The organism is Chitinophaga sp. 180180018-3 (assembly GCF_037893185.1).
Classification (GTDB): domain Bacteria; phylum Bacteroidota; class Bacteroidia; order Chitinophagales; family Chitinophagaceae; genus Chitinophaga.
Genome location: NZ_CP140772.1, coordinates 4,290,304 through 4,309,751, shown reverse-complemented (window position 1 = coordinate 4,309,751; position 19,448 = coordinate 4,290,304). Strand labels below are relative to the sequence as shown.

Annotated in this window: 14 protein-coding genes; 11 read left to right on the top strand and 3 right to left on the bottom strand. The window is 46.5% G+C overall.

Annotation, left to right across the window (positions count from 1 at the left end):
- The first annotated feature begins 3 nt into the window (after nt 1-3).
- Complete coding sequence (locus UNH61_RS16910) at nt 4-1,155, top strand: acyltransferase (protein WP_326993152.1); 1,152 nt, start codon at nt 4-6, stop codon at nt 1,153-1,155.
- Here UNH61_RS16910 and UNH61_RS16905 read toward each other — a convergent pair.
- The 3 genes from UNH61_RS16905 to UNH61_RS16895 are packed head-to-tail and all read right to left on the bottom strand — an operon-like array spanning nt 1,152 to nt 3,130.
- The gene (locus UNH61_RS16905; protein WP_326993151.1) at nt 1,152-1,343 is read right to left on the bottom strand and encodes a hypothetical protein; all 192 of its coding nucleotides are present in this window, start codon (nt 1,341-1,343) and stop codon (nt 1,152-1,154) included. The genes UNH61_RS16910 and UNH61_RS16905 overlap by 4 nt on opposite strands.
- A 27-nt stretch (nt 1,344-1,370) precedes the next feature.
- Complete coding sequence (locus UNH61_RS16900; protein ID WP_326993150.1) at nt 1,371-2,273, bottom strand: helix-turn-helix transcriptional regulator; 903 nt, start codon at nt 2,271-2,273, stop codon at nt 1,371-1,373.
- 17 nt (nt 2,274-2,290) lie between these two features.
- Nucleotides 2,291-3,130: an SDR family oxidoreductase gene (locus UNH61_RS16895; protein WP_326993149.1), complete on the bottom strand. Its 840-nt coding sequence runs from the start codon at nt 3,128-3,130 to the stop codon at nt 2,291-2,293.
- Between the two features lie 346 nt (nt 3,131-3,476).
- Between UNH61_RS16895 and UNH61_RS16890 the strand changes: the two genes are divergently transcribed.
- The 10 genes from UNH61_RS16890 (at nt 3,477) to UNH61_RS16845 (ending at nt 19,444) form a co-directional block, all read left to right on the top strand.
- Entirely contained in the window at nt 3,477-4,076 is a 600-nt protein-coding gene (locus UNH61_RS16890; RefSeq protein WP_326993148.1) for an RNA polymerase sigma-70 factor, read from the top strand.
- A gap of 87 nt (nt 4,077-4,163) precedes the next feature.
- Nucleotides 4,164-5,366 (top strand): FecR domain-containing protein, encoded by a 1,203-nt coding sequence (locus UNH61_RS16885; protein WP_326993147.1) that lies wholly within the window; start codon nt 4,164-4,166, stop codon nt 5,364-5,366.
- 109 nt (nt 5,367-5,475) lie between these two features.
- Nucleotides 5,476-8,895 carry a TonB-dependent receptor gene (locus UNH61_RS16880; protein ID WP_326993146.1) on the top strand — a complete coding sequence of 1,140 codons (3,420 nt, stop codon included), beginning with the start codon at nt 5,476-5,478 and terminating at the stop codon, nt 8,893-8,895.
- A gap of 10 nt (nt 8,896-8,905) precedes the next feature.
- Nucleotides 8,906-10,738 carry a RagB/SusD family nutrient uptake outer membrane protein gene (locus tag UNH61_RS16875; protein WP_326993145.1) on the top strand — a complete coding sequence of 611 codons (1,833 nt, stop codon included), beginning with the start codon at nt 8,906-8,908 and terminating at the stop codon, nt 10,736-10,738.
- Nucleotides 10,739-10,829: 91 nt separating this feature from the next.
- Nucleotides 10,830-12,701 (top strand): hypothetical protein, encoded by a 1,872-nt coding sequence (locus tag UNH61_RS16870; protein ID WP_326993144.1) that lies wholly within the window; start codon nt 10,830-10,832, stop codon nt 12,699-12,701.
- Nucleotides 12,691-13,506, top strand: a complete 816-nt coding sequence (locus UNH61_RS16865) for a glutamine amidotransferase (RefSeq protein ID WP_326993143.1) — start codon at nt 12,691-12,693, stop codon at nt 13,504-13,506. The genes UNH61_RS16870 and UNH61_RS16865 overlap by 11 nt, the downstream gene beginning before the upstream one ends.
- The gene (locus UNH61_RS16860; protein ID WP_326993142.1) at nt 13,506-14,735 is read left to right on the top strand and encodes a hypothetical protein; all 1,230 of its coding nucleotides are present in this window, start codon (nt 13,506-13,508) and stop codon (nt 14,733-14,735) included. The genes UNH61_RS16865 and UNH61_RS16860 overlap by 1 nt, the downstream gene beginning before the upstream one ends.
- Entirely contained in the window at nt 14,732-16,864 is a 2,133-nt protein-coding gene (locus UNH61_RS16855) for a hypothetical protein (protein ID WP_326993141.1), read from the top strand. The genes UNH61_RS16860 and UNH61_RS16855 overlap by 4 nt, the downstream gene beginning before the upstream one ends.
- Nucleotides 16,865-16,958: 94 nt before the next feature.
- Complete coding sequence (locus UNH61_RS16850; protein WP_326993140.1) at nt 16,959-18,260, top strand: sialate O-acetylesterase; 1,302 nt, start codon at nt 16,959-16,961, stop codon at nt 18,258-18,260.
- 17 nt (nt 18,261-18,277) lie between these two features.
- Entirely contained in the window at nt 18,278-19,444 is a 1,167-nt protein-coding gene (locus UNH61_RS16845; protein ID WP_326993139.1) for a glycoside hydrolase family 172 protein, read from the top strand.
- Nucleotides 19,445-19,448: the final 4 nt, after the last annotated feature.

Genomic DNA, 19,448 nt, shown 5'->3' with positions numbered 1-19,448 from the left:
GAAATGATCAAAGCCGTAGCATCCTCTTCAGCATTTGCAGATACGAAACCTCATTATAATATACTTGACGGATTACGCGGAGTAGCAGCATTAACCGTTGTATGTTTTCACTTATTTGAAGCTTATGCAACCAGTCATTTAGACCAAAAGATCAATCATGGATATTTGGCCGTTGATTTCTTTTTTATATTGTCAGGATTCGTTGTAGGCTATGCTTATGACGACCGTTGGAAAACAATGACAACAAAAGATTTTATCACGCGGAGGTTTATTCGTTTGCATCCGATGGTTGTTGTGGGAGCGGTTATCGGCGCTGTTATGTTCTATTTCCAGGGTTGCGCAACCTGGGATGTTTCCAGGGTACCTGTAACGATGCTGTTGGTATCTGCGTTGCTGAATGCCTGTTTGATTCCGGTTACAACCGGTTTTGAAATTCGGGGTGTAGGCGAAATGTATCCTTTAAACGGGCCGGGTTGGTCATTGTTCTTTGAGTATATCGGGAATATTTTATATGCACTATTTATTCGCAAACTCTCCACGAAAGCGTTGGCTGTACTTGTTTTAATAGCCGGTGGCGGACTAGCGGCATTTGCTGTTGGGGGCCCATATGGAGATATATGTGTCGGATTTTCTCTCACAGGAGATAATATAATCGGCGGTTCTTTGCGTATGTTATTTTCATTCTCTGCAGGGTTGCTGCTGTCCCGTATATTTAAACCTGTTAATGTAAAAGGCATTTTTTGGATAGGTAGCGTATCTATCGTTATTTTATCAGCAATACCACGAATCGGTGGTAGTGAAAACTTATGGATGAACGGTTTATACGACACCATCTGTTTTGCTGTTATCTTTCCTTTACTTGTTTATCTGGGAGCTTCCGGGAAGACGACAGATAAATATACTACCCGGATATGCAAGTTTTTAGGAGATATTTCCTATCCGCTGTATATGGTGCATTATCCGTTTATATACTTATATTATGCCTGGGTCAGGAATAAAAATCTGACATTCATGGAATCGCTACCAGGGGCGGCGGCGCTGGTTATCGGAAGTGTTTTGCTGGCATATCTTTGTTTAAAGTTATACGATGAACCTGTACGGAAATACCTGACAGAACGTTTTTTAAAAAAGCGCTATCTCCTGAGCCGCAATTAAACTTTTCTTAAAAGCGGTTGGGTACTGCATCGGAACGAGCCTCCAAAGCTTCTGCTGATGCAGAAATCAATATATTTCACATGTGTGCCATAGGCGGTTACCTGATCGCCAATGCTGGTAAGGACTGGATCTGCTGCTGCCAGTACTACCTTTTTGGGTCTTGCATATTCGCTCTCTACATAAATCATATGGATATTTTTGCAATAACATATGAGTTAAGAAATTTGTTGCCTGTAAGCGCCAGGTGTAATGCCTGTATTTTTTTTAAAGAAATGATTGAAATTTCCAGCTTCTTCAAAACCTAAACAGTAACCGATTTCGGCTATGTTCCAGTTTGTATGCGTAAGCAGGGCCCTGGCTTCGCTTAGTAAGCGCTCGCTGATCAGCTTTGTGGTGGTTTTACCTGTCGTTGTCCGAACAGCACGGTTCAGATGATTGACATGAATATTCAGCTTGTTGGCATAGTCAGTTGCGGAACGCAGCGTGAATTGCCGGGTGCCTGAATCGATCGGAAACTGCCGCTCCAGTAAGTCGCGAAACACTGCGGTGATGCGGGAATTTGCATCCGCCTGCTGATAGAGCTGTTCCGTTGGTTGCAGCTTCATAGCCTGATGGATAAGTTCGGTAACGTAACTTCTGATCAGGTTATATTTAAAGGGGTAGTCGGCCGCAATTTCATTTCTCATCTTCACGAAGATATCCGTAACCAGGCGGTCCTGTTGGTCATTAAGCAGGAATATGGCGTTAGCCCCCGGCGCAAAAACAGGTAAGTCTTTCAGACTGCTGCGTAAATGATCGCTGAAAAAACCTTCTTTGAAAATACAAAAGTATCCTGAGGTTGATCCACGTTGCTCAAACTTGTATGGTACATCCGGGTTAAAAAAGGTTAATGCTGCGCCGTTTGCAGGAACGCTCTTGTCGGCATAATGAACGATATTATCACCGCGTATCAGCATTATTTTATAAAAGTCGCGGCGCTGGTAAGGCAAAGATTTGCCCGGGCGGATAGTTTCAGCCAAATCAAAAACATTGAAATGGCTGCTATCCTGCGCTATACCGTTGGGTGAGCGGTTAAATTTATGCTGATAAAATTCTTCAATAGATTCAGTGCCGGACATACAGCAAAATTAAGACATCAGGCATTATAATCCGTACGCAATGCCATTGATTTGTTTTGGTCAAGTACCTGTTGTAATTGTGCCATTTTCCCGGTGGCTCTTGCCAGTGCGTCGCTGCCGAAGAATGCCCTTACCGGTGGTTCCGGATCATTGGCCAGCGCAATCAGCGCCTCTGCGGCTTTGTTGGGATCGCCTACCTGATGGCCATTCATCGCTTTTAGGCGGTCGTGCACTGCATGAACGGTTTGATAATCTTCTATGCGGTTCTTAGCTATGAGTAATGCTTCGTCGCTTAAAAACTGTGTGCGAAAGGCACCTGGCATGACAACGGTTGCTTTAATACCTAATTCGGCAATATCCAGTGCCAGCGCATCCGTGAAGCCTGTTACCGCGAATTTAGCGGCAGTATACAGGCCCCACCCCGGGGTTGGTGCAAAACCGGCTATCGAAGAAATGTTGATAATATGTCCGGAACGCTGTTTACGCAGGTAAGGTAATGCGCTATGGACCACACTGATGGTAGCAAAAACATTAATCTCAAAATTTGCCCTTATCTCCTCCAGCGTCAGCTCCTCTGCAGAACCGCCTATACCAAACCCGGCATTGTTGACGATCACATCCAATCCGTTAAAATGTTGATGCGCTTTTTCAATCGACTCATCGATAGATTGTTCATTTGTGAGGTCCACCTGCAACGGAAGAAACTGGCTGTCATTTGCATCGCCTGCTGCGGCTTTCAGCTCAGATACCCGGCGTGATGTGGCGGCTACGTTGTAACCGGCTTCCAGTAATTTTTTAACCAACGCAAGTCCCAATCCTTTGGAGGCGCCGGTAATATACCATGTTTTGTTTTTCATGATACAAAGGTAAGAACCGACGCAGCCTTACTGGTTGGTCCTTTCAAACCAATAATTGTAAAATTCAAACAATTACCTGGCAAAGAGATAATTCGCCTGTTGGGGTTTGATTAGTCATTCCCGCTTTGAAATAAATGGAGAAATTTTCTACGTCAGATCCGTTGGCAAATCTCACCCAGGTGCTGGGCGTATTTTCGGCGGCAGGTGCAATCTGCTCCGATAAGTTTAATTGTAATTGCCAAGATTGTATTAGAATTTGCTAATTGATCTGATTTTTTGCGGGCACGAATGCACTAATTTGATTTTCCTATTGCCTGGAGTAATGAGATTTCAGGCCTGCAATTAAATGAATACAGCCAGAATCACTGATGAGGAAATATATGCTACCCGCCTGCAACAAGGCGATGAGCCCGCTTTTCGCTATATTATGAGCCGCTATTTTCCTATCATAACAGGTTTCGCTAAAAGATTTATATCTAATCATGCTATAGCAGAAGATGTAGCTGAAGAAACTTTTATCAAGCTATGGCATCATCATGAACGGGTCACCTCTTTTCAGTCGCTGAAAGCCTTTTTATATATTACAGCAAAGAATGCCTGTTTAAATGAACTGCGGAAAGAAAAGAATCAGCAATACCGCCATTATATATATACGGCCAATATGGCCAGGGAAACGGATTTTATTGCCAACGAAATTATCCGCGCGGAAGTAAAAGCGGAGATCAACCGCACCATCAACAGCTTACCGGAAAAAATGAAACGCGTGTTTCAGCTTGGCTTTATAGAAGGACTGCCTAACCGGGAAATTGCCCGGCAGCTTAATATATCTGTAAATACCGTCAAAGGCCAGAAGTCCCGTGCGCTGGAGCTGGTAAAGGAAAAATTACAGCATAAAGATATCTTTCCGTTTATATTAATTATCCTCGCTACGCTTCACAACGATTAAAAATTTTCAGGAAAAAAATCATACGGCTAACCCAAAATGATTTCGGTGGTGTATCCATAATATCAACCAGTGAGGTATATATTTTTTATGGAAGACAAAGACTTACACCAGCTGTTTTATATAGCGAGCCTGATCCGGCGGTACCTGACAGCCACGTTAACAGCGGAAGAACAGGCTACGCTAAGCACATGGCTGGCTGCAGGTGAGAAAAACAGACAATTGTTCCGCGAGCTGACAGACGAACACTTTGTGGAAGACACCCGCCAGGAACTGGCTGCAACAGACATGCAGGCGTCGTTTGAAAGAGTGTATACCGCTATCGGGTTGCGAAAGCAACCGGAGGCAATAGCCGCCCGTATCCTGTGGCTGCGTAACTGGAAATGGGCTGCGGCTGTATTGGTGCTGATGGCCATCACCACCGCGGCTTTCCTGATCATAGAGAAAAATAAGCCCCCCGTTGCCGCAGCAACTTTACAACCGCATGATGTTGCTCCCGGTACACATAAGGCTACGCTTACATTAGCCAATGGATCTTCTATCATACTGGATAATACCCCTGATGGCATAGTGGCCAGTCAGGGCGCGACCGTCATCAGAAAAACAAGCAACGGCCAGCTGCTGTACGATGCGTCACAAACCGGCCGCAACAACAACATTGCTTATAATACAATTACTACACCCAATGGCGGCGAATTTCAGGTAGTATTGCCGGATGGTTCTAAAGTATGGTTAAATGCTGCTTCTTCTATCCGTTTCCCTGCTGCTTTTTCAGGGAACTCCCGCCAGGTGGAAATTACCGGCGAGGCCTATCTCGAAATCACAAGGAATGTAACAGCGCCTTTTTCAGTGGTCAGCGGGAAGCACGCCGTTACTGTGCTGGGTACCAGTTTTAATATTCATGCTTATACCGGTGAAGAAAATATTGTTACCACCTTATTGCAGGGAAGTATCCGGGTAACTGAAGGTGCGTACAGCAAAGTGCTGCAGCCTGGCCAGCAGTCGAGTGCAGGCGGCGCAGCAGGTATACAGCTGATAAATAACGCGGATACAGAAGCCGCGCTGGCGTGGAGAAACGGACAGTTTGTTTTCAATGATGCGGACCTGAAAACGGTTGTCAGTCAACTGGAACGCTGGTATGATGTAAGCATCGACTACAGCGGCATGAGCGGATATCGTTTCAATGGAGAGATATCCAGGAATGTTAGTCTCTCTAAAGTGCTAAAAATGATGGAGCTGACCAGTAATATTCACTATACAATAAATGGGAAAAACATCCATATGACCAGATAAGAGCAATGCCAAAAGCCAAAAAACCGGAAGCGCGGGAACGCTGCCGGTTATCGTCAGGCTAATCGGGACTTCGTATCAATAAAATCCTTCACCTAAACATCGCAAATGTATGAATTTTAACATTCATGGCAAGGAATTCCTGCGCCTGCATCAGCGGCGGGGAGACGGCCGCTTTATCAACCAATCCAAAGTATTTCTGGTGATGAAATTAACTACCTTATTGCTAACTGGTATTTGCCTGCAGGTCAGCGCCACGGCCTTTTCGCAGCAGGTAACGCTGTCAGAGAAAAATGCACCACTTAAAAAAGTATTGCAGCATATCAGCAGACAAAGCGGCTATACTTTTTTTTACGACGCAGCTCATCTCGATGAAGCAAAACGTATAACCCTTAATGTTATAAATAAGCCTGTAGATAAGGTGCTGGATGAATGTTTTACGGGGCAACCATTTACCTATGAAATTTTAGACAAGACGATCATCGTTAAGAGAAGAAAGCTTGCAGAAAAAGAAAATGCAGCAGGCCCTTTGGTTAGCTGGGTGCTTTCAGGAAAGGTAACCAACGAAAAAGAAGAGGCGCTGCCCGGTGCTACCATCAAGGTGTTGGGCACTTCAAAAGGTGTAGTGACAGATGTTTACGGAAAATTCCTGATTGAGATAGGCAATGAAAATGATTCGCTGTCTGTAACTTTTATAGGTTACAAAACACAGGTGATTCATCCCGGTAATAACAGAACTATCACTATCAAACTATTGCCGGACCCTGAAAGCCAGAAGCTGAATGACGTAGTAGTGGTAGGATTTGGTAAACAGAAGAAAGTGTCTGTTACCGGGGCTGTATCAACAGTTAAAATCAGCGAAGTACAACAGTCTGCTACGGCCTCCCTGTCGAATGCCATTGGTGGCCGGTTGCCGGGTATTATCACCAGGCAATCGTCCGGGGAGCCTGGGTATGACGCCGCCAGTGTATTTATTCGTGGATTCAGCACCATTAACGGAAACAGAGCGCCATTAGTACTGGTAGATGGTATAGAGCGGGATATGAATAATATCAATGTACAGGAAATAGAAAGTTTTTCTGTGCTGAAAGATGCCTCTGCCACTGCCGTTTATGGTATACGCGGCGCCAATGGTGTGATCCTCATTAATACCAAAAGAGGAGTGGAAGGCAGACCCAAAGTATCCTTTCGTACAGAAACCGCCCGCTTAACTGCATTGCGTTTGCCCGAATATATCAACAGTTACGAATATGGGATACTATGTAACGAAGCCATGGCTAATGTAGGTAAACCGGCTTTTTTTACCCCTGAGGAGATTCAGAAATTTAAAGATCATTCAGATCCGTATCTCTATCCGGATGTTGACTGGATCAGTACCACACTGAAGAAAAATACCATGCAAACCATCAATAACCTGAGCCTGATTGGTGGGAACCAAACCTTCCGCTATTTTACCAATGTTGGATTTACGATGGTAGATGGTATTTACAAAGAAGATCCGGCTGTACCCTATAAGACCAACAGTAGTATGAAACGTTATAATTTCAGATCCAATGTTGATGTGAACGTTACCAGGAATCTGAAAATAGACCTGAGCCTGGGGGGTATTATCCAAAATTCCAATTATCCGGGCGCTCCATCCTGGGCTATTTTTGATTATTTAAGATGGACGCCTAATAACGCATTTCCCGTTAAGAACCCCAATGGATCTGTGCCGGCGAAGAATGGTTTTCTGAATCGGAGTCCTTATGTGGTGAGTACACAAACAGGTTACGAAAAACAATTCCGCAACACCATTCAAAGCTCATTGGGTACCACCTGGGATCTTTCTTCACTGGTTACAAAAGGGCTATCGGTAAGAGGATTATTTGCCTACGACTTTTATAATTTCATGAATAATACCCGTTTCAAAGTGCCTGCTACTTTCCAGTATCTGGGCAAAGATAATAATGGCGTAGATCAATATCTGCCGATCGGCGCGGAACAAGCATTGAGCTATGGGAAAGGCTATGACGCCAATCGTGCCTCTTACCTGGAATTGTCGGTTAACTACGATCGTGCATTCGGCAAACATCGTGTGGGCGGATTGTTGCTGGGGAACAGAAGAGAATATGTAAATCTTTCGGCGGATAATTCCATTGGGAATATTCCTTTCAGAAGACAGGGCCTTGCCAGCCGGGTTACCTATGATTACGACAGCAGGTACCTGTTGGAATTTAACGCAGGGTATAACGGATCAGAAAATTTTCCTAAAGGCAAACGATATGGTTTGTTTCCCTCTGCTGCTGCAGGATGGATTGTTTCCAACGAAAGCTTCTGGAACAAAAATATAATCAGCTCATTGAAGATAAGAGGCTCTTACGGGCAGGTGGGAAATGATCAGATTGGTGGCGCCCGATTCCTGTACCTAAGCACCATTGATAAGGGAGCAGACAACTATCCCTTTGGCGACAATCAAACTACGCAAACTGGTTCGTTCAAAGAGAACCTGATCGGTAATCCGAATGTAACCTGGGAGGTGTCCACCAAAGCCAATGTGGGAGTGGATATGGAGTTGCTGAATGGACGTATCACATTAACGGTAGATGCATTTAAAGAACGCAGGAGTGGCATATTGATCCGGCGGGGACAGATTCCAATATCAGCAGGCTATCCCGATAATATTATTCCATATGCCAACCTCGGCATTGTCAGCAATAAAGGCATTGATGGCAGTCTGGAAATAAAGAACAGAACAAAATCAGGATTTTATTATGCATTCCAGGGCAACTTCACTTTTGCCCGTAACAAAATACTGGAAGATGATTCACCTGAAAAACCGCTCGCATACCAGAATAGCAGAGGACAAAGTATCGACAGGCTATACGGTTACGAAGCCATAGGGCTGTTTAAAGACCAGGCAGATATTGATAAAAGCCCTTCGCAAACCAGCCTGCAGGCGATTATTCATCCGGGTGATATTAAATACAAAGATCTCAATGGTGATGGAAAAATAGATGCCAGTGACCAGACCTTTTTCGGCTATTCACGTACCCCGGAAATAATGTACGGATTTGGCGGTACTGTTGCCTGGAAAGGATTTGATGCCAGCATATTTTTTACCGGCGCTGCCAGAACAAGCATCTTTATACATGGCCGGTCCATCTTTGCTTTCCGGGATGGTGTGGATACGTATAATGTGATGCGTGAATATTTCGACAACCGTTGGAAACCCGGCGCAGACAATACTAATGCCAGATATCCTTCCGTCATCGATGTAAAGAGCACGAATAATTATGTCACTAATACCCTGTACGTGAGAAACGGAAATTATTTACGCCTGAAGTCTGCTGAAATAGGTTACTCCTTAAATCAGGCCCTGATGAAACGTATTGGCATCAGCGGTATCCGGGTATTTCTGAATGGCACTAATCTGGCCATATGGGACCACGTTAAAATAATGAACCCGGAAAATGATGATAATGGTGATAACGGAGAAGGAGGATATCCGTTACAAAGCAGTATCAATATTGGTGTACAGGTAAATTTTTAAATATTAAAAAATGAATAGAATGAAAGCTATTATCAGTTCACTGATGTTCCTGTTCTTCCTGTTTATGATCATATCCTGTAAGAAAGATTTTCTGGATAAGGCGCCGGATGATGATCTTAACATCGACCAGGTATTTGCCAACCGCGATTATGCCAATAATTTTCTATCTAATATTTATGCACAACTTCCACGGGAAGCAATATGGGCGGATAATGCAGAGAATCCTTATCATGGTGCGGCTGATGAACTGAAGCAGCATTATCCGAGATCTTTTTGCAACAATATGACTTCTGGTACATGGGATCCGAATTCTACAGATATTAATCCATGGGCAAGGAACTATGGCGCGTTGCGGAAAGCTAATTTGTTTATTGAACATATCGATAAAGTGCCGCTGGACCAATACTATACCCAGGCAGCGAGAGACCGGCAAAAAGGAGAGGCTATATTTCTGCGTGCCTTCTTCCACTTTTTACTGGTGAGGGTATACGGTCCGGTACCCATTGCGGATAGTTCCGTTTCTCTGGATGCCAATTTCAAAGCCATCCGGAGGCAGCCCATGGATAAATGCGTGGCATATATTGTATCGCAGTGTGATCAGGCAGCGGCATTATTGCCGGCACGGATTACAGAAGGAACGGAGTATGGCAGGGTGCCAAAATCCGCTGCACTGGCTTTAAAAGCAAGGGTATTACTCTATATGGCCAGCCCGTTGTTTAACGGGAACCCGGACTACGCAAATTTTAAGGATGATGAAGGCAACCGCCTCTTTCCCGATTATCAGGCCTCCAGGTGGCAGGCAGCCGCAGATGCGGCCAAAGACTGTATAAACCAAACTGAAGCAGCCGGATATGGACTATATTTTTCCGCGGGTAATAATCCGGTGAAAAATTACCAGGAACTCTTCTATATCAACAATAACAAAGAAGTACTTTGGGCCAATAATGAAGCTAACTATTATAACCAGGGTTTCTATGATGGGCTGGATGTATATAATGAAACCATCAGCCTTTCCGGCTTTGCCCTGCACTCACCTACACAGGATATGGTAGATCAATACGAGATGGCTAACGGGTTGCGGCCTATTACCGGCTACACCAGCGATCATTCACCCATCATTAATCCACTGTCGGGGTACACGGAAACCGGTTTTACAAACAGCCCGGGGCCGAACAATCTTTATGTAGCCGGCACCAGCAATATGTATGTGAACCGTGAACCACGTTTCTATGCCAGTATCAATTTTTCAGGCGCAGTATGGAAAACCAGGACCAATGGGCTGGAATACTGGTTTAAAGGAGCGGATGGCAAATTAGCTGGTGGAAGTGATCACTTTGTTGAAACAGGATATCTGCTGAAAAAATTATCCGATCCGAATTTTGTCTGGAGGCCTGTGGAGAAAACCACACTTCGCACCTGGATATATTTCAGGCTGGGAGAACAATACCTGAACTATGCCGAAGCATTGAATGAAGCACAAGGCCCGGTACCAGATGTATACAAGTATATTAACCTGATCCGGAACCGTGCCGGTTTGCCGGGTTTGCCGGCAGGATTGAGTAAGGACGATATGCGCGAACGGGTGCATCATGAAAGACAAATAGAGCTGGCATTTGAATCACAACGGTATTTCGATAACCATCGCTGGAAAATGTCGGAGATAACTGATAACACAAACATATATGGCCTGAATATCTATGCAGGTGAATCAAAAACAGATCCTGCTTTTTTCAAAAGAAGAGTGGTGGAACGCAGGATATTTCAGAAGAAGCATTATTTATGGCCCATGTTGAAAACGGAAACAGACAAGAACCCTAAACTCGTACAGAACCCGGGGTGGTGATTGTACCAGGATAAACCAGCGGGCAATCTGCGGGTCCCGGGCCTTTGGCAGATATCCACCGATATTATTTACCGCTAATAAGCAGCAACGCATGAACTGGAATCAGGCAGATATCTGGATAGTAGTTGGCTATTTGTTATTGATGCTGGGAATGTCGCTCTGGCACCGTCGTTCCGCCGGCAGCAACCTGGAGAATTTTTTCCTGGGTGGAAGAAAAGTGCCTGGATGGCTGAATGGTATTTCCTATACGGCAGCATTGGTAAGTCCGGATGCAGCTACCGGTTATGGTGGGCTGGGAGTAGTAACAGGAGCATTTATATCCTGGTGGTACCTGAGCCGATTTGGATTGGCATTGTTTTTTGGAGGCGTGTTATTTGCTGTATTCTGGCGCCGGCTGGGTCTTTTCACTTCGCTGGAATTTTATGATTTGCGTTTTCCGCCCCGTGCGGCGGCTGCCATGCGCTTATGGATAGCCATTCGTACGGCGTTGATTGCGATGCCAGCCTGGACCGGCATTACCCTGTTGGCAGCGTTTAAGATCATGGGACCTGCTTTCGGGCTTACTAAAACAGAAACGATTTGTTTGCTGGTGCCAGTGTCCTTTTTATTCGTTTTTTTCTCCGGTTACAAAGGCGTTGTGATTTCCAACCTGGTGCAGATGATTATTTTCTTTGCAGGCACGCTTACATTGGCAGTATTGACTTTACAGCATTTCGGCGGCGCCGCTGCTATGACGGCTGCCCTGCATCATACATTCAACAGCACCCATCCGGAAGTGTTGCAAATGGTGCCGCCTGCGCAGCACGGGGTATTTCCGCTGGCCGCCGCTATGGCCTGGCTGCTGGGACAAAGCATCGGTTATGGTGGCGATGCTGCCCCTATGGGCGGCGCCATGGAAGGACAGCGAATCCTCTCCACACGCACACCGGCCGAAGCGTTGACGATGTATGTAGTTACCGCATTGAGTATGTTCCTGTTATTGCTGCTCGTCACCTTACCCAGTATATCCGCTGCCGTTATATGGCCGGAGTTGCGGGAAGCCGGCGCCGACAGGGAACTGGTATATGGCAAACTGATGAAAGCCATGCTGCCGGCTGGCGCTATGGGGTTGCTTGTTGCAGCGATGATGGCAGCTACTATGTCGACCGTAGGAGATAACCTGAACTTCGGCAGTCAGGTATTGGTGAGTGATATTTACCGGCGATGGTTTGTGAAACATGCCAGTGAAAAACATTACCTGCTGATAGGTAAACTGGGCATGGCGCTGATTTTAAGTATAGCCGTTGCCGTAGTATTCAACGTCAGCATTATTACAGATGTAGCCATTTTTATGTTGCAGCTTAGTGCGGCGGAATTGCCTGCCAACTGGGCACAATGGTGGTGGTGGCGTTTCAATGGCCCGGCAAGAATGGCTGCCTCCTTTGGTGGTGCGCTGATCTTTTGCATAGTGGTACTAGGGCCCAGGTTACTCGCCTGGTTCCAGATACCGTGGGCATCGCAGCTTTTGTTGCCCTGGTGGTGGCAAACGTTGCTGGTGATGACTTGTACAACTGCGCTTTGGATAACAACAGCGCTCTTAACACCACCGGATCCATCAGAATTATTACTGGCATTTTACCTGCGCGCAAAGCCACTGGGATGGTGGCGGAAATACCAGTTGCAAAGCAGGCAACTCCCGATATTACCACCACTTCCTGCCATTCTTCGCGGTATAGGCGTTGCCGTTATAGGGTTTGCAGCCACCTGCCTGTTGATCACAGGACTTACCGCGGCATGGTTTGGTCGTTTCGGGCCAGGAGGACTGCTGCTTACAGGTGCAGCAGGTTTGTTTTTCTTTTTTAGGAAGATGGCAAATGCATACCTGGAGTACCTCTCCTGGATAACCGACGGCAGGCCTGCGTCCGATAATCATACTCTTCAGACATTATATCCATCTTCCAAAAAAAATAATTATGGGAATTAAAAAAGAGATCAGGACAAAAGATGAACATGTACTATATCTGGGGGATTGGGTATTCCATCTGGGCCCGACTTTTATTGAAACTCCTTTTGGTACAGAAACAAAAGATGCAGACCTGCATTTTTACGGAGAACGCCTGACCGCTGCCCTGGAACAGGTGGCCGACGTAACCACATTGGCCAATTGGGAATTATACAGGCTGGCGCCCGGCAAGCTGGAAACTTTTCTCGACACATCTGCCAGCCTTATCATCAGTGATGTGGAAGCGAAATGTTTTCACCTGTACCCCAGCTTTTTTGACCGTGCCCGCAGAGAAAACCATGTCATTACTTTTCCCGACAGGCTTACCCTTATCCGGGAGTGGATTCACGATGGTGGGGGCCTCATGATGCTCGGCGGCTGGCTGTCGTTCAGTGGGGTGCAGGGAAAATCAGGCTGGGGGAGATGCACACTCACCACCGCGCTGCCGGTGAGTTGCCTTGTTACGGAAGACCTCGTAGAATCGTCTGCCGGCTTCACCGCAGAAGTAATGGTGCCAGATCATCCGGTTGTGAAAGATCTGCCCTGGCACACGTTTCCACCCATATTCGGTTACAACGAGGTAACAGCAAAGCATACAGATGAAGTGCTGGTGCGGGTAAAAGAAACGGGCCATCCGCTGGTAGTAGCAGGCAGTTATGGCCAGGGCAGGATACTGGCTTATATGTCTGATCCGGCGCCACACTGGGGAATCAACTTTGAATTATGGGAAGGCTATGATGCTTTCTGGCAGCAGGCATTGCATTGGGTAAAGAAACAAAAAAGGTAATGGAATATACGATACTACAGGTGGGTACAGCGGTGGCTGATATTACTCCTCCGCTGGAAGTGGGGCTGCTGACTTCTTCCGTAAGAGGAGAGTATACCCCCTTTGTGGCTACAAGGCTGCCACTCAAAGCCAGGGTGTTGACGCTTATCGCGGGCGATGAAGCAGTGGCGTTGGTATCGCTGGATCTGCTGGCATTAAGCGATACGGCCACAGGTGGCTGGGTTGCTTTTAAAGAAGCATTGTCCGGAAAAATTCTCCCGGAAAATATTATTATAACGTGCACGCATACACACAATGCACCGGAGTCGGTAGGTCTTTCCCGGTTATATTTATCGGACGTATACCGGTCGTGGTTAAACGAAGTAAAGCAACGTATTAAAGAGGCGATACAACAGGCCTTTGATACAACAGTCCCCTGCACCCTGAGTATATGCAGCACAATACTGGACGGATATAGTTTGCAACGCCGGGTGCCAACAGCGGCAGGTATTATAATGTCTGATGCATTGCAGCCGGTAACACCTGAAATGATGCGCCGCGAGCCGGTGGATCGCCGGGTGCATGGCATCCGCTTTTGTAATGACGCCGGTGAGGTGGTGGCTACATTAGTACATGCAATATGCCATCCTGTGCACGAAATGTGCCTGCCGCATATTTCGCCGGATTATCCGGGAGAGCTGTGTTTGGCACTGGCCGCTTATGGCGGCAATGGCATGGCACTTTTTCTCAACGGTGCTGCCGGCGATGTTAATCCGCCTACTGTATCAGGAGGGCCGGTATATGCATACCGTCATGGAGGCGCACTGGCGGCATTGATAGCGAATAATGAAGCATGGTGGCCGGTTGATGCCAATGCCTTTGCTTTCGTTCGACGGGAAATACAGTTCCCGGTCCGTGCAGTTGTTGATGTTCCCAATAAAGAAGATGCGCTGGCGCGTATCAGTGCTGTTGCATTGGGGAGCGTAGCGATTGTTTTTTTGCCGGGAGAGCCCTTTACTGAAACGGCGTTGGAAATTGAAAAGGCATCCCCTTTTGAGCATACGCTGATCGCTGCCTATGCGGAAAATACAATAGGATATATACCCGTTGCAAAAGCTTTTAAAGAAGGAGGATATGAAACAGGACCGGGCAAATGGTCGTTCCTGGAACCATCGGCAGCAGGGATGTTACGGGATACTACGATTCATTTATTGCATCATCTGAATGCTAACATTAAAAGACATATATGAAGAAATATATAACCGGTATACTGATTACCCTGTTGTGTTATATCGGACCCTTACATGCAAAAAACAGGCCTTTGTTTTTTTGCGGCAGTGCTGCTAATGGTCTTTATCGGTTGTTGCAACAGGAAGGCTTTTCCATCAAACAGTTTAATACGCCGGAAACTGCTATACATGCCGCTGCCAGTGGTGATGCTGTTTTCATTGTATCAGCTGGTTATCCTGTTGCTGATCCCCAAAACCGCATTACGCCGGATTTACTGAAAGAGGCTACACAAAAGAAGTTACAGCTCTATATAGAGTGCCCGGCTGCTTTTCCCGGATTGGATCTTCCCGGAAAAGCAATAGCAACGAGGTTAGAACGCGGTGTTATCACCAGCAACGTATTCGGTGAAACGCTGCCACCTATGAGTTTGCTCGGTATTCATAACTGCTACGTGCAGCCTGTTACCGTGGAACATCCGTTGATGGTGCTGGCCAGGGTAGTAGGATTCGATAAGGCAGAATATGGCCTGGACAGTACCAAAACCTATCCCTTGCTTTTTGAAAAAGAAAAGGTGCTGATTGCGACCACAGCCCTGAGCAATTTTGAAAGAGGCAGATATGGTCCGGCAACGGCTGTGAAGCAGGTATTTACGTATATCCTTTCCCGTATGACCGGCAATCCGTCTCTCGTTATCCGGCACTGGCCCATGACGGTAAAGCCCATGTACAGCCGGGATGCTCCCTTGCCTGCAGATGCCCGGATGAATAGTATACGTAAAGGCGCGGCATGGTTTTACAAAGGCAGGTTTTTCGTCAACCCCGCGTTTAAAGCTATCTGGGATAAATATAGTGTTGATCCTCCAACCGGCCCGCCTGTGAATGCTGCTACACCCGAAGGGGATGGTACAGCAGGCATCATCGAAGGACATACTTCTACCATTAACTACGATGGCAGCCAGCAATACCGTTACTGGATACGTGCGGATGTGCAGGGAGAAGTGAGCATGGCGCTATCTGCTGCCGGACAGCTGTTTAGGAATAAAGACTATCTGCAACGTGCCAGGAACCTGGTCAACTTTGTACTACATACTTCCAATATGTGTTCCGGCGCGAAGAGCGATACCAGTAGCGCTGCCTATGGCCTCATCGCCTGGGCCACCACTACGCCGTCCGTCTTTACCTTTTATGGAGATGATAACGCCAGAGCAATACTCGGCATCCTGGGAGCGGCTGCCTGGCAGCATACCAGCGAATGGGATAAAGAGATGGCAGCGGCGATCCTGGCTAATTTCAGAACTACCGGCAGAGAAGGATTCCGTGGCGAAAGACTGGAAGAACCAGATATCATCCACAATGGCTGGCAGTTTTATCAGAACAGGTCATTGATTCATCTCTCCCCGCATTTTGAATCCTGGATGTGGGCGCTGTATTTGTGGTTATACGATAAAACAAAGTATCCGCTACTGTTGAGTAAAACAGAAAATGCCATCAGGTTAACCATGGAAGGGTATCCGGATAAGTGGCGCTGGGGTAGCAGCATGCAAACGCAACGGGCCCGCCTGATTTTGCCACTGGCCTGGCTGGTAAGAGTAGATGATACGCCGGAACATCGCCGCTGGCTCGATGATATGATCAATGAACTGTTGAAGTACCAGGACGAAAGCGGCGCTATCAGGGAAGAATTGGGCAAAGGCAAGGGCATGTTTAAAGCGCTTAATACCAACGCCGACTATGGATCTGATGAAGGCTCCCTTATTTTCCGCAACGGGGAAAAAGTAGCCTGCATGTTGTACACCTGCAATTTTGCGCTCTTCAGTTTGAATGAAGCCGCGCAGGCTACCGGTAATAGCAAGTATAAAACCGCTGCCAATAAGCTTTCTGCTTTCCTGACACGTATTCAGGTACAGAGCAGCGCGCACAACGACCTGGATGGAGCCTGGTTCAGGGCCTTTGACTACGGCCGCTGGGATTACTGGGCTTCCAACTCTGATGCAGGCTGGGGTGCCTGGTGTACATTGAGCGGATGGATCCAGAGCTGGATTGTTACTTCGCAGATTTTATTACAACAGCATCAGAGTTATTGGGATTTAACAAAACAATCATCCATCCATGCACCAGCGCAATCACTTATCGGCTCTATGCTTAAATAGTTGCCGTAGTATATTCCTTGTATTATTATGCTGTTGTTATGAAGATGGATATGCCAATATCCGCTTACCCAAAGTCATTGGCAATAACATGGTAATGGAGCAACAACATTCTGTAAAGATCTGGGGATGGGCTGATCCAATGGAACACATCAGCATCACCACTTCCTGGGATCATAAAGTATGCCAGGTAACTGCCACAGGAGATGCTTGCTGGCAGGTGATTATAGTCACACCTGCTGCCGGCGGCCCCTATGAGATAACGTTTGAAGGAAAGAATCGTATTCGTTTAACTAATATTATGGTGGGAGAAGTATGGGTGTGCGGAGGACAAAGCAATATGGAAATGTGTGGACAATGGGGCCTGGCCGATATCAGGGCGGAGCTGCGCAATGCAGCCAATACGAATATTCGTTTCTTTCAGATATCTAAAACAACCGCCCCTTATCCTCAAGGCGACGTAGATGCTGCCTGGGTTAGTTGCGATAGTAGCACTCTGAACGCTTTCAGTGCAGTAGGGTATTTTTTTGGAAAGAAATTACAAACGGACCTCCATGTCCCGGTTGGTCTGATATCCTCCTGTTGGGGCGGTACTGCTGCTGAAGTGTGGACACCGGAAAATGTCATTGAAAATGATAGTATACTACGGGATGCGGCAACGTTGATTGCGCCTGCGGCTATGTGCCCGCATACCCCGGGATTGGCGTGGAATGCAATGGTAGCGCCGGTTACAAACGTTGCCATTGCCGGTGCTATCTGGTACCAGGGCGAAAATAATATCTGTAACGCCACCAGTTATCACCGCCTGTTTACCACTATGATAGATGCCTGGCGCGCTGCCTGGAAAGATACTTTTCCGTTCTATTATGTACAGATAGCTCCTTTCAGTTATCGCGATAAAAATGTTGGCGCCCTTTTAAGGGAAGCACAAGCCCAAAGTATGCAACATATTCGTACAGGCATGGTCGTTACAACAGATCTCGTGGATAATATACTTGATGTTCACCCTGCTGATAAGCACACGGTAGGTAGCCGACTGGCCAACTGGGCATTGGCAGAAGTTTATCACCGGCAGGGCCTGTCTTACAAAAGCCCCTCTTTTAAATCATTACATCTGCATAAAAATAAAATAATCATCTCCTTTAACAATATAACAAAAGGCTTGCAGGTCAGGGGAGATACTATTTCGGCTGTTGAAATAGCAGGTGATGATAAAATATTCTATCCGGCAAATGCTGTGGTGAAAAATAATACACTGGTTGTCTGGAATGCAGCAGTGTCGCATCCTGTAGCCGTACGCTATTGTTTCAGCAATACCGCCATTGGCAACCTGTTCAACAAAGACGGATTACCGGTGGCGCCTTTTCGTACAGATCAATGGTTGGTGGAAACAAAATGATAAATATGATGTTGCTAATGAAACACTTTGTTGCTATTGCAGTTATTTTAATATTGGTATCAGTCAGCGTACTGCACGCGCAGGATCTGATAACGCTTGCACAAATCAGGGATCATGTGCATTCCAGGCGCATCAGCAGTTACGATCGTTCCGGCGGCCCGGGCGATAACCTGCGGCATATAGAAAACGGCGGCAAACGTATACTGGCAGATATTAAAGGTGCCGGTATCATCAATCACATCTGGATAACGATGTGGCCGGCGCCTGATAAATTAAGCCGGAATGATATTATTCTCCGGATGTATTGGGATGGCAAACCATATGCTTCCGTAGCCTCGCCAATAGGTCCTTTCTTCGGACAGGGCTGGAATGAATCATACACCTTTACTTCATTGCCGCTGGCTGCTACGCCCGTTGAAGGAACAAGCCTGGTCAGTTATTTTGCCATGCCGTTTGCCAATGGCGCCAGGATTGAAATTGAGAACCAGTCGGGCACAGAAATACAATCGTTTTATTTCTGTGTGGATTATGTTGAAATGGACAAATTATCACCTAATACCGGACGTTTTCACGCGTGGTATAATAAGCAGCTGATGGGGTCGCAGGATAGTATCGAGAATGAACACTTTATGTTTGGCCCGGAAGGAAATAATCGGGAAGGGCAGCATAATTATGTAATAGCAGATATCAAAGGAGAGGGACATTTTATCGGATTGAATTATTATGTGCAATCACCCACACCGCTTTGGTATGGCGAAGGAGATGATATGATTTTTATTGACGGAGAAAAAATGCCTTCGCTGAATGGTACAGGCACAGAAGATTATTTCAACACCGCCTGGGGCCCCAAAGTGTTATATGCTCATCCGTATTTTGGATATGCCAGGGTGAATAACGACATAGGCACATTAGGCCGTACACACCTGTATCGCTTTCATATTGCTGACCCGGTTTATTTCAGCCGGTCGCTGAAGTTTACCATAGAACATGGTCATAACAATGAGCTTACGCTTGACCTGGCCAGTGTTGCTTACTGGTATGCCAGAGAGGCCACAGCCGTACCACCTGTGCCGGATGCACAAACCCGGAAACCCATGCCACTCATTGGTCCGTATGATATTCATCGTTGGCGCAACGAATGGCGTAAAAGTCGTGGGAAAGATCCGAAGTTATGGAATCAGTAAATCT